General features: G+C 56.7%; 5 protein-coding genes and 1 pseudogene. 4 read left to right on the forward strand and 2 right to left on the reverse strand.

Translation table 11 applies throughout. From position 1 onward, the window contains the following. The first annotated feature begins 319 nt into the window (after positions 1–319). From lacZ to VF639_RS00810, 4 genes and pseudogenes are all read left to right on the forward strand, one after another. Positions 320–3,481: a beta-galactosidase, LacZ type gene (gene lacZ, locus VF639_RS00800; protein ID WP_331143997.1), complete on the forward strand. Its 3,162-nt coding sequence runs from the start codon at positions 320–322 to the stop codon at positions 3,479–3,481. Between the two features lie 186 nt (positions 3,482–3,667). Then, positions 3,668–4,609 (forward strand): annotated as a pseudogene (locus VF639_RS25290) (BNR repeat-containing protein); the annotation flags it as partial. Positions 4,610–5,035: 426 nt separating this feature from the next. Next, entirely contained in the window at positions 5,036–5,824 is a 789-nt protein-coding gene (locus VF639_RS25295) for a glycoside hydrolase family 16 protein (protein ID WP_414654646.1), read from the forward strand. 668 nt (positions 5,825–6,492) lie between these two features. Next, the gene (locus tag VF639_RS00810; RefSeq protein ID WP_331143999.1) at positions 6,493–7,347 is read left to right on the forward strand and encodes an alpha/beta fold hydrolase; all 855 of its coding nucleotides are present in this window, start codon (positions 6,493–6,495) and stop codon (positions 7,345–7,347) included. A gap of 592 nt (positions 7,348–7,939) precedes the next feature. Here the strand turns inward: VF639_RS00810 and VF639_RS00815 are convergent. Together VF639_RS00815 and VF639_RS00820 are read right to left on the reverse strand one after the other, a co-directional pair. Further along, the gene (locus VF639_RS00815) at positions 7,940–10,369 is read right to left on the reverse strand and encodes an ABC transporter permease (RefSeq protein WP_331144000.1); all 2,430 of its coding nucleotides are present in this window, start codon (positions 10,367–10,369) and stop codon (positions 7,940–7,942) included. A 183-nt stretch (positions 10,370–10,552) separates the two neighbouring features. Then, positions 10,553–12,904 carry an ABC transporter permease gene (locus VF639_RS00820; RefSeq protein WP_331144001.1) on the reverse strand — a complete coding sequence of 784 codons (2,352 nt, stop codon included), beginning with the start codon at positions 12,902–12,904 and terminating at the stop codon, positions 10,553–10,555. Between the last annotated feature and the right edge of the window lie 14 nt (positions 12,905–12,918).

Raw genomic sequence — 12,918 nt, forward strand, 5'->3', positions numbered from 1 at the left:
TTTCGGTGTTTTGCCAGGTTGCGGGCCAAGCTTTTCTGTGGGAAATATCTTGGATGGTAGGTTTAAAATGTGTTGTTTAAGTGGGAATAGCGCTGTTGTTGGCTGATGGAGCCTAGCGCGCCGTGACGAATCCATACCCGGTATTCTACCAAAATACACCCCTCATACTGCGGGGTAGTGGGTAGTATTGCACCAACATTCGTATGCGGCTGCGTTAGGCCATTGTCTGCTTCTGCGTCTTCTGCGGGCTAAAAGCCAATCGGGCTGTAGCTCCATTCTAGCTGTCACTTCACGTTATACTGTCTTTCCCACCCCTCGTATGATTGATTCCCGTTTTCTTACGGCTGCTTTTTTGTTGTCTAGCGCTGTGGCCGCTGCCCAAACCACGCCCAGCGAATGGGAGAATCCGCGGGTGTTCCAACAAAACAAAGAGAAGCCGCACGCCACCTTTATGGTGTACGAGAAGGCCGCCGACCTCACCGCCGACAACTACCGCAACTCGCCCTATTACCAGTCGCTCAACGGTGACTGGAAGTTCAACTTCGTGCCCCGGCCCGCCGAGCGGCCCATGGACTTCTACCAGCCCACCTTCAACGACGCCTCCTGGAAAAGCATCAAAGTGCCTTCGAATTGGGAAATCCAGGGCTACGGCATTCCTATCTACACCAACATCACCTACCCGTTTCCTCGCAACGCCCCCTTCATCGACGGGCGCGACAACCCGGTGGGCACCTACCGCCGCTCGTTCACGGTGCCGGCCGGTTGGGCGGGCCGGGAAGTGCTGCTCAACTTCGGCTCTATCTCGGGCTGTGCGTTTGTGTATGTGAACGGGCAGCGCGTGGGCATGAGCAAAGTGGCCAAGTCGCCCGCCGAATTCGACGTAACCAAGTACATCAATCCCGGCGACAACCAGCTGGCCGTGCAGGTAATGCGCTGGCACGACGGTAGCTACCTCGAAGACCAAGACTTCTGGCGCCTCTCGGGCATCGACCGGGACGTGGCGCTCTACAGCTTGCCCAAGCAAACCATTTGGGACTTTTTCCTCCACGCCGACCTCGACCCAAGCTACCGCCAAGGCCAGCTCAGTGCCGACGTGACGGTGCGCAACTTTGCTGCCACGGCTGGTACCCCAGCCCGCCTGACGGTGGAAGTGCTCGACGCCAGCGGCAAAACCGTATTGCGCCAGCAGCAAGCTGTGCCCGCGCCCGGGGCCGCCGCTTCGCAAACCGTAAAAGTGAGCGGCAGCGTGAAGAACGTGAAGCCCTGGAGCGCCGAAACGCCCAACCTCTACCAGTGCCGCCTCACGCTCGAAGACGCCCAAGGCAAGCCGGTGGCTGTAACGGGCAGCAAGATTGGCTTCCGCAAAGTTGAAATCAAGAACGCGCAGCTGCTCGTGAACGGCGTGCCGGTGGAAGTGCACGGCACCAACCGCCACGAGTTGGAGCCCACTACGGGCCGGGTGGTAACCGAGGCTGGCATGCGCCGCGACCTGGAGCTGATGAAGCAACACAACATCAACGCCGTCCGCACCAGCCACTACCCCAACGACGAACTGTGGTACAAGCTCTGCGATGAGTACGGCTTCTACCTGGTTGATGAAGCCAACATTGAAACCCACGGCTACGGCGCCGAGCTGCAAGGCCGCTTCAACAAGACCATCCACCCCGCCTACCTGCCCGAGTGGGCCCCGGCTCACATGGACCGCATCGAGCGGGTAGTGGAGCGCGATAAAAATCACCCCTCAGTTATCATCTGGAGCATGGGCAACGAGTGCGGCAACGGCCCCGTGTTCCACGACGCCTACAAGTGGATGAAGCAGCGCGACCCAAGCCGCCCCGTGCAGTTCGAGCAAGCCGGCGAAGACGTAGACACTGACATTGTATGCCCCATGTACCCCGGCGTCGACAATATGGCTTCGTACGCCAAGGATGCCAGCAAGAAGCGGCCCTACATCATGTGCGAATACTCGCACGCCATGGGCAACAGCAACGGTAACTTCCAGGAGTATTGGGATATTATCCGGAGCAGTCCGCATATGCAGGGCGGCTTTATCTGGGACTGGGTCGATCAGGGCCTGCAAGCCAGCACGCCCGACGGCCGCCGGTATTACGCCTACGGTGGCGACCTGGGCGGCTATGACCGTCAGAACGACGAGAACTTCTGCGCCAACGGCCTGGTTTCCGCCGACCGTGTTCCGCACCCTGGTTTGTTGGAAGTGAAAAAGGTGTACCAGGATATCCGGTTCAGCGCCGCCAAACCCGCCGACGGGCGCATCACAGTAATCAACGGCTTCTCGTTCACCAACCTCGACGGGTACAACTTCCGGTGGGAGCTGCTTCGCAACGGCACGGTGGCCAAGCAAGGCAAATTCGATGTGAAGCTGGCACCGCGGCAGCGGAAAGAAATCAAGGTAGCACTGCCTGCTATGGCTAGCCAGCCCGGCACCGAGTACGTGCTCAACGTATTTGCGGAAACCAAAGCCGCTGCTCCTCTGGTACCTGCCAACCACGAAGTAGCCCGCGAACAGTTTGTGCTTACTCCCTCCGCCACGCTCTTCACCGCCGCCAGGCCCGCGGGTACCGGCACCCTGCAAGTGAAGCGCGAAGGCGACAAACTCTCTTTCACTTCCGGCGACATCCGCGGCGAGTTCGACACCAAGCAAGGCCGCCTGGTCGATTACCGCCTGCGCGACCAGCAGGTGGTCGGCAACTACCCCGAGCCCTACTTCTGGCGCGCCCCCACCGACAACGACTTCGGCAGCGGCATGCAGCAGACCCTAAGCGTATGGCGCACCGCCCACGCCGCCCGCAAGGTGCAAAACGTAACGGTCGGGGAGCAGTCGGCGGCCGGCCTGCCTATCAAGGTGGACTATATGCTCACTGATATCGGCGTGCCCTACACCGTGGCCTACCTAATTGGGGGCGACGGGGCCGTACAGGTAACGGCCGCCATCGACATGACCGGCAAAGAACTGCCTGAAATGCCGCGCTTTGGTATGCGCATGGAATTGCCTCGTCGGTTCAACCGCATCAGCTACTACGGGCGCGGCCCGTGGGAAAACTACAGCGACCGGAACACCGCCGCTTTCATGGGACTCTACCAGGATTCAGTGTCGGGGCAGTTCACCCGCAACTACATCCGGCCGCAAGAAAACGGCTACCGCACCGATATCCGTTGGGTGACGCTCAGCAACGCCACCGGCCTCGGCCTGCGTCTGGAAGGCCAGCAGCAACCCATCTGCTTCAGCGCCCTCCCGTACCGTACCGAAGACCTCGACCCCGGCCTCACCAAGAAGCAGCAGCACCCCACCGACATCAAGCCCCGCGGCCAAGTGTTCGTGCAGGTGGACCTCAAGCAGCGCGGCGTCGGGGGCGACAACAGCTGGGGCGCCCTGCCCCACGACCAGTACCGCCTCCTCGACAAAAAGTATTCCTACAGCTACACCATGCGCCTCGTAGACGAGAAGGCCCCGCAGCCGTAAGGTAACTTCCGTCCCCCGCCGCTTGATGCTCAACATCCTCCGGGAGAGGGATGCCAGACGACTAAAGCTGTAAGTCACAAGCTTCAAGCTCCACCAGAACGCACCCCTCCCCCGCAGGATTCCGCGCATCAAGCGGCGGGGGCCGGGGGTGGGGCTACGGCTATCCTCTGCAACCCAATCCACCCAATGATTATCTCTCGGTTTGCTCGTTTTCTGCTGCTTCTCACGCTGATTTGCAGCCTAGGCTGGCCCCTGCTTAGTACGGCCCAAACGCCGGTTGGCTACGGGTGGGCCCACAACAACGTGAATGGGGTGGTGTTTCGGAAGAACTCGGTGGTTACGCACCAAGACCAGCAGTACACGGCCTACTACGACTCGTTGGGCTATGTAGTGCTGGCCAAGCGCAAGCTGCCGGCCGGCGCCTGGCAGGTGCGCCAAACTAGCTACAAAGGCAAGGTGTCCGACGCGCACAATACCATCAGCATCATGGTCGATGGGGCCGGCTACCTGCATATGTCCTTCGACCACCACGGCAACCCGTTGCGCTACTGCCGCAGCGTAAAGCCTGGTTCGTTGGAAATGACGGCGCTGCTGCCGATGACTAGCCTGAACGAGAAGAACGTCACCTACCCCGAGTTTCACCGCTTCCCCAACGGCGACCTGCTGTTTGTGTACCGCGACGGCAGCTCCGGCAATGGCAACATGGTCCTCAACCGCTACAGCACCAAAAGCAAGCAGTGGACCCGCCTGCACGACGTGCTAATCGACGGGGAAGGCCAGCGCAATGCCTACTGGCAAGCCACGCTCGATGCCCGCGGCACCATCCACGTGTCGTGGGTGTGGCGTGAATCGCCCGACGTGGCCTCCAACCATGACATGGCCTACGCCCGCTCCCTCGACGGCGGCAAAACCTGGCAGAAGAGCACCGGCGAAGCCTACCAGCTGCCCATCACCGAAAAAACTGCCGAGTACGCCTGTCGTATCCCGCAACGTAGCGAGTTAATCAATCAGACTTCGATGGTGGCCGATGCGCAAGGCAACCCCTACATTGCGACTTACTGGCGTCCCGCTGGTTCCACCGTGCCGCAGTACCAGCTCATTTACCTGGCTAATAAGCAGTGGCGCGCAGCTCAAGTAGGCCAACGCACCACGCCCTTTAGCTTGAGCGGAGCCGGCACCAAGAAAATTCCGATTTCCCGCCCCCAAGTACTGGTAGGGGAGAAGAAGGGCAAGCCCACTGTGTACGTTGTGTACCGCGACGCCGAGCGCCAGGACCGGGTATCGGTAGCGTGCTGCACCGATTTAGTTGCCAATAAGTGGTCGGTAACGGACCTGAACACGACGTCGGTTGGCAATTGGGAGCCGAGCTACGACACCGAGCGGTGGAAAAACGCGGGCGTGCTCAACCTGTTTGTGCAGCGCACGGGGCAGGGCGACGGCGAGACCCTGGAAAAGCTGCCCGCGCAGCCGGTGTACATTCTGGAATGGAAACCGGCAACTGGTTCACCTGATCTTGGAACTGTTACGCCAAGTCCGACCACGCAAACCACGCCGGTGGTGCAAACCAGCTACCAGCCCACCGATGCCAGCTGGAAACTGGTGTGGGCCGACGAGTTCAACACCAACGGCCGGCCCGATGCTAAAAACTGGAAGTTTGAAAACGGCTTCGTGCGCAACAACGAGCTGCAATGGTATCAGCCCGACAATGCCCGCTGCGAAAACGGCACACTGATCATTGAGGCCCGGCAGGAGCAGCGCCCTAACCCTAACTACCAAGCTGGCAGCAACAGCTGGAAAACCAAGCGCCCTGCCATAGCCTACACGGCCGCCAGCCTGAACACCAACGGCCTACACAGCTGGCAATATGGCCGCTTCGAGATGCGCGGGCGCATCAACACCAGCTCGGGTTTGTGGCCCGCCTTCTGGACCTTGGGCGTGCAAGGGGAGTGGCCCGCCAATGGCGAAATCGACATCATGGAGTACTACCGGGGCAAGGTGCTGGCCAACGTAGCCACCGGTACCAGCAAAGCCTACACCGCCAAATGGCACAGCACCAGCAAGCCCCTAACCGAGTTTGCGGACCCACAATGGAGCAACAAATTCCACGTCTGGCGCATGGATTGGGACGCGCAATTCATTCGCCTCTACCTCGACGACCAGCTCCTGAACGAGGTGCCCCTCACCGAAACCGTCAACGAAGACGGCACCGGCATCAACCCCATGCAGCAGCCCCACTACATCCTACTCAACCTCGCCCTAGGCGGCGACAACGGCGGCGAGCTAGGCAACACTCCCTTCCCCAACCGCTTCGAGGTCGACTACGTGCGGGTGTACCAGCACTAAGACCCCATCCAAATAGGTCTTGTCATTGCTACATTCCGCGTCTCAAACGGCGAGAAGACTCTGAATGGAACCGTCAGAAAAGCCTACTCAGATTCCTCTCGCCGCTTGAGGCGCGGAATGTCGGAATGACAAACACTTTGCTTATCTGGATAGACTTTAAGAAGCTGTTCGAGAAAAGTAATGCTTATCTCGTTTTGTATTGGCTGTCAGTATGTAAAGAGATTGAACCTGGCTTTATACATACTGACGATGGGTATACCTGAACGCACCTAGGCTCTAAGGCGCCACCATCAGTAGATTTAGTGCTAGATAAGCTTGATATTTTTGCATTATGAATTTATTTATTAAAACTAAACCAGTATTTTAATCTCGTAGAAGGGAGTTAGTATGCTGTAAGAAATGATTGAAGTTATTTACAAAGCATTATCAATCAATAGTTGATTATATATATAATATTAAGTAGCGCGCTGTTTCCACAAGCTTTTGGTCGAAGAGCACAATTGATTATTGACAGTGTAAGCGTTTGTATTTAGCTTAGAAAAAAGGCTCCGTATATACCCTGATTTAGCTGTGATAAAACGGTATATTACTATACAAGCAAAATCCGGCGGTTGCAAAGGAGAGTATCTTCTGTATGACGTTGATTCTATCCCTTCATGCACTCATATATGTCTGATCTTTTTACTTTTTCATATAAAACGGAATCTTCTTCACTGCCAAAACCAGCTACGCATCCTGTGCTGCTGCGCCACAACGTAACGGTAATTGGAGAAGGCAAGCCCCCGCTGCTCTTGTGCAACGGTTTCGGCTGCGACCAGCGGATTTGGCGCTATATGATTCCAGCGTTGTCTGCCCGCTATCAGCTCGTTCTTTTCGACCAGGTAGGGACGGGTGGCTCCGACCGTACTGCCTATGATCCAGTGAGGTATGCTACCCTTCAGGGCTACGCTCAGGATATAATCGAGATTTGCCGGGTGCTCAACTTGCAGCAAGTCGTGGTAGCCGGGCACTCAGTGGGCGCTATGATTGTCATGTTGGCCGCCATTGAGGCCCCTGATATTTTTTCGCGAATCGTGATGGTGGCTCCCTCTCCTTACTACCTCAACGAGCCAGGGTACCATGGCGGCTTCGACCGAGAGGACATGTATCAATTATTACAATTGATGGATGCCGACTACAACAGTTGGGCTGATATGTTTGCCGCTTTATTGATGGGCCCCGCCACCCCGGCCGCCTTGTACCAAGAGCTAGCCACTCAATTCTGCACGACCGATTGCAATGTTGGGCGGCAGTTTGCCGAGGTGGCATTCTTTGCTGATAACCGAGCCGACCTGCCCCGCTTGCAAATGCCTGCGCTGGTGCTGCAGTGTACGCAGGATGTAGCCGCCCCTGCAGAAGTTGGTGCGTACTTGCTCAACCACCTGCCCCAAGCTACATTAGTTGAGTTGCAGGCAACCGGCCATTGCCCTCACTTGAGCGCGCCCGTAGAAACCCTGGCCGCCATGGAAGCTTTTTTAGTGTGAGTTACTGCGTCAGCTGCCCATGTAAACAACTTGCTCCGCCAGCCAGCTATCCACAACAAGGGGTGCAGGCCGTGGCTAGAGGTCAGTTCTCACGATAGGCAATTGTATCAGTCACACTATCAGTAGGCTAACCTAAGAAGGTGAAAACGTAACATATAAAAGTGAATATAAAAAGGGGCTTCATTGTCGAGCTGCATAGCTTTGTGGTAACAACCATTCCCCTTTTATGGACCCCACTTCTCCTGTTTCTCGCGACAACCTAATCGTTGCTCTTTTCATGGCTGCCCTTGTAGTGGTACCCGCGTTGATGTTCTTCTTGCGCTAGTTTTTCGAGGATAGTACCCTCGTAGTTAGTTCGTTGCGGTTCGGCCGTAGCAGCCTGGCCCATAGTCTTAAACAAGACTATGGGCCAGATTCTTATAAGCGGTTTGTAAATTGCTCATCCGCTCCATTACAAGGAGAAAGCCAACAATATGACTTTGTTGGTTAACAGGGTCGTAACCTCGGTTGTGCTGCACACGAGTACTGGATTCTAGCGCTTTTGTTGTTCATACAACTTGAAAATTGCCTTAGCACCGAGGTCTGCTAAGCATCAGTCAGTGCGTAGGTTCCTAATGGGGTTGGCCGTGGCGGCCCTAATTGCCTGGTAGCTTACCGTCAGAAAAGCTACGGACGCTGCCAGGAGGCCTGCTGCCAGGAAGGCCCACAGCGGAATATCGATGCGGTAGGCGAAGTCTTGCAGCCAGCGCTGCATGGCCAGCCAGGCCAGCGGGAAGGCAATAATGGTGGCTACCAGCACCAGCATCATAAACTCGCGGGAGAGCAAGCCGACGATGCTGGTCACGTCGGCCCCGAGCACCTTGCGAATGCCGATTTCCTTTTTGCGGCGCTCGGCTGCGTACGTGGCCAGGCCGAATAGCCCCAGGCAGCCCACAAAAATAGCCACGCCGGTAAACGTGAACAGCAGCGTTTGCAGCTTGTCTTCGGCCTTGTACATCTGGTCGAAGTTTTCGTCCAGGAACTTGAATTCGATGGGGTAATCGGGGCTGAACTTGGCCCAGACCTGTTTCACGCCGTCCACCGAGCTGCTGATGTTTTCTCCCTTCAGCTTCACGGCCACTTTCCAGTAGGCATCCGGGAAGATTTGCAGCACAGCCGGCTCCAGTTGGTCGTATAGGCTCTTGTAGTGGAAGTCCTTCACTACGCCGATAATCTTGCCCACTTTCAACGAATCGGGGTTCATGTCGTTCCACACGTGCCATTGTACGGTTTGCCCCAAGGCTTGGTGCGGCGTGCCGAAGCCGAATTCCTTCACGGCCGTTTCGTTGATGATGAAGGCGTGGTCTTTGTCGGTGCTTAGGTCCTTGGAAAAGTCGCGGCCGGTTACCAACTGCAGGCCTAAGGTTTTGATGTAGTCATAGTCTACCAGCAGCTGGGTAGCGGAATGCTCTTTCATCTCGCCTTTGGTGGGCACCATCAGGCCATCACCGGCCACTTGGTCGCCGGGGAAGCCGTAGCCGATGCTCGCCGATACCACGCCGGGCACTTGCTGCAGCTCGTTTTTGAAGGTTTCGTACTGCTTGGTCATGTTTTCGCCGCGCATGGGGAAAAACATGATTTGGTCGCGGTTGAAGCCGAGGTCTTTGTTGTGCAGGTACGAGACCTGCCTGAATACCACGAATGCGCAGACAATCAGGAACACCGACAAGGCAAACTGCGCCACGATCAGCCCGTGGCGCAGCCACTGCACCCGGCCAAAGATGCCGTCGGTGACTACGGCGCTTTTTAGCACCTTCACCGGCTGAAAGCTAGAGAGGACCAGAGCCGGGTAGAAACCCGCCACCAAACCCACCACCACCGTTAGCATCACCAACAGGCCGAGTAATGCCGGGTTGCTAAGCAGGTTAAACGTCATGGATTTGCCCGTAAAGGCATTCAGCGACGGCAGCAGCAGCGCCGTGAGCACCGAGGCCAGCACCACGCTCACCAACGTGAGCAGCACCGTCTCGCTCAGAAACTGCAGCATCAGCTGCTGTTGGCTGGCACCAATGGTTTTGCGGATGCCTACTTCTTTGGCCCGCTGCATAGACTTGGCCGTGGCCAGGTTTACGAAGTTGAAGCCGGCAATCAACAGAATAAACGCAGCAATAAAGCTCAGGGCCTTCACGTACATGATGTTGCCCTTCACGGTCAGGTCGTACTTGAAGGCGGAAGAGTACAAGTGCACCTCGTGCAAAGGCTGCAAAACCGGAACACTGTTAAGCTTGTCACCAACAGGTAAAGTTGGCTGGACTTTCTCATTGATGTAAGTGCGCAACTTGGCCTGAGTTTGCTTGGCATCGGTACCGGTCCGGAGCTTTACATAAGTGAAAAACTGCTGCCAACCCCATTTTTTCATGCGCTCGGCAGGTATTTCCGCCGCCGACATCGGAATGATATATTTAATCTTCAGGTGGAATTTAGATAAGTCGTCCTTCAGAACCCCCGTAACGGTTAAGGTCGATTTGTTTAGTTTTATCTCCTTACCGACCGGGTTGCCGTTGCCGAAAAAGTTGCGGGCTACCTCCTCCGTCAAGACGATGGAAGTGGGCGCGTTCAGCGCCTGAGTTGCCGAGCCGTACTGGAAGGGCAACTGGAAAATCCCGAAAAAGGTAGAGTCCGCAATAACACCGTCTTCCACGTAGATTTTCTTTTCGCCCACTTCCAGCAACCTCACCGATGGCTCCATCAGAATGCGCATGGATTGCTCCACTTCCGGGAATTCCTGCTTGAGCGTCGTGGCGTACATAGGCGCTACGGGAGCGAAAGTTTCCGGGGCTTCCGTTTTCGTTTGCTGTGTGTAGACGCGGTAAATCCGGTTGCCGTCGGGCACAAACTGGTCGTACTGCAACTCGTCGGCCACAAACAGACCGATGAGTAAGCAAGCCGTCAGGCCTAGGGCCAGGCCGGCAATGTTGATGAAAGAGAAACCCTTGTGGCGGACTAGGTTCCGGTAAGCAACGAGCAGGTAGTTCTTGAACATGGCAGTGGAGTTACATAGAAGCAGGCCGGTTAAGCCTGTGGGAAGGCAGAAGGGTAGAAGACCCGAGCAGTGGCCGGGTCCGATAAAGCCGACAGAAGCGAAGGCCACTCGGTGAATCAGGAGAAGCGCAGCGGCCCGTGGCGGGTAGAATAGTTGATTGGCTGACTGGCCGTAGTCAATCAACTATTCGTCTCTGAGACAAAGCGTTGGGTTTACGCGGGCGGCTTTCAGGGCCTGCGTGCTGATGGTGAGCCAAGCCACGACCAAGGGCAGTAGGCTAGCCCCCACGAAATACCAGAGCTGCAATGGAATGTGGTATTCGAAGCTGTCCAGCCACTGTCGTATTACCAAATAGCTGACGGGCAAAGCCAGCACCACGGCCACCAGCACAAGTTTGGTTAGGTCGCTCGATAGCAAGTATACCACGCTTAGTTCGCTGGCACCTAGCACCTTGCGAATACCAATTTCTTTGCGTCTTCGTTCGGCAGTGAAGGCCGTGAGGCCGAAAAGGCCTAAACACGAAATCAGAACGGCCAACCCGGCAAAATACTTAGCCAGCACGCCTACGCGCCGTTCGGCCGCGTATTGCGCCTGGTAATCGTCGTCGAGAAAGTGGTAGTTCAGCGTGAAGCCGGCGTTGTAGGCGGTATAGAGTTGCTGGAGTTGGCGGATAGTGGCTTGTTCCTGACCGGGAGCCAGCTTAACCAGCAGCATAGTAACGGCCGACGGCTCCAGGCGGAAAAGGAACGGCTCTACTTTCTCGTGCAGAGACTGGTAGTGAAAGTCGCGCACGACGCCCAAAATCCGGTTGCGGCCGAGCACGGTGCCCACCGGATTTTGCAAGCCCAAACGCGCCACTAAGGCTTCATTGACAATGATTTGGGTGCTGTCGGAGCCGAGCTGCCGCGAAAAGCTGCGGCCCTCTTTCATCTGGATGCCCAAGGTTTCCAGCAGCTCATAGTCCACGGCCAGGTTGTTGACGGGTATCTTTTCGCCTTCCCAATTCAGCATGCCGTCGTGGCCGCCCATAAAGGCGCCCAACAAACCCGAGGCATTCACCACGCCGGGCAGCTTTCTTACTTCGGCTAGAAACGTGCCGGGCTGTCGGGCCGACTTACCGACCGCCTCAAAGTAGATAACCCCGTCTTTGTTGTAGCCAAGGTCTTTCTTTTGCACAAAGTCGATTTGCCGCTGCACCACCCAAACGCACACGATAAACAAAACGGACAGCATAAACTGGAACACCACCAAGCCCTTGCGCGTCCACAAATCGGCAGCGGAGCCGGTCAGTTTCCCCTTCAGCACCGCTATCGGCTGGAGCCCGGACAAGTAAAAGGCCGGGTAGCTGCCCGCCAGCAGTCCGGTAACGAGGGTGATGCCAAGCGCCGAAACCACCAGGTGGGTCTTGGGTTCCAGCGTCAGGTGCTTGCCCGTCACGGTGTTGAATTCGGGCAGCAGCAGCTCGACCAGCATCAGCGCAAAAAACAGCGCCAGGAAGCTCATCAGCATCGATTCGGCCAGGAAGTGCGCGGCCAGCGCGCTTCGGTTGGCGCCGAGCGTCTTCTTAACCCCGATTTCCTTGAGCCGCCGCGACGCCTTGGCCGTGGCCAGGTTCATGAAATTGATGCAGGCAATGCCGAGAATAAAGACGGCAATAACCGAAAACAGCCTTACGTACTGAATCCGGCCGCCGGACTGCACGCCGTTGGTGTATTCGCCATACAAGTAGTTGTCGGCATACGGCTGCGTGAGCAGCGTCCGGTCTTTGGTTTTGGCGGCTTTGCGTTGTAGCAGGCCCGCTATTTTAGCGCTGAACTGGTCGGGCTGCGCGTTTTCGTGCAGGAGCACGTAGGTGCTGAACGGTCCGCCGTCTTCCCAATTGATGGTTTTCCCCATCTTCATGATGTCCTTGAAGGCCTCGAAGCTGAAAACCATGTCGAACCGCTCCGACGAGTTGACGGGGATGTGGCCGAACACGCCCGTAACCGTGCAGGTCCGCTTGATGTCGGCGAGCTGCCATTCCACGGTTTTGCCCACGGCGTTGGCCGCCGTACCAAACAAAGCCGCTGCCATTTCCTGCGAAAGCACCACGGCGTTTTTGTCGGCTAGCACCTGGTTGGCATTGCCTTCCAACAGGTTGTAGGAAAACATGTTGAAGAACTCTTTGCCGGCAAACTTGCCCTCGGCCCGCATCTTCTTGTCGTTGCCGGTTACGGTGAAGTTGGGGAAGAACTTGGTTGGGGTAACGGTAGCGGCGGACTCGATTTCCGGCATTTCTTCGGCCAGCGCCTCGGCCAGCAAAGGCGAGGTGCCTGGCCGGGTTTCAATGCCCTGCGCCGTCCGCTGATTTTCCATCACCCGAAATAGCCGGCTGCCTTTCTCGTGATACTGGTCGAAGCTCAATTCATCGTGCACCCACAAGTAAATGGTCAGGGCGCAAGCCAGCCCGGCCGACAGGCCAATCAGGTTGATGAAGAACGTCGTTTTGAACCGCTTGAAATTGCGGTAAATCAGAAGCAAGGAATGCTGAAGCATAAGCTGCGCGAATA

The organism is Hymenobacter sp., from assembly GCF_036387835.1.
Taxonomy (GTDB): Bacteria; Bacteroidota; Bacteroidia; order Cytophagales; family Hymenobacteraceae; genus Hymenobacter.

Coding starts and splice junctions, on each gene's coding strand:
- lacZ (WP_331143997.1), top strand. CDS start 320: ATGATTGATTCCCGTTTTCTTACGGCTGCTTTTTTGTTGTCTAGCGCT.
- VF639_RS00820 (WP_331144001.1), bottom strand. CDS start 12,904: ATGCTTCAGCATTCCTTGCTTCTGATTTACCGCAATTTCAAGCGGTTC.
- VF639_RS00815 (WP_331144000.1), bottom strand. CDS start 10,369: ATGTTCAAGAACTACCTGCTCGTTGCTTACCGGAACCTAGTCCGCCAC.
- VF639_RS00810 (WP_331143999.1), top strand. CDS start 6,493: ATGTCTGATCTTTTTACTTTTTCATATAAAACGGAATCTTCTTCACTG.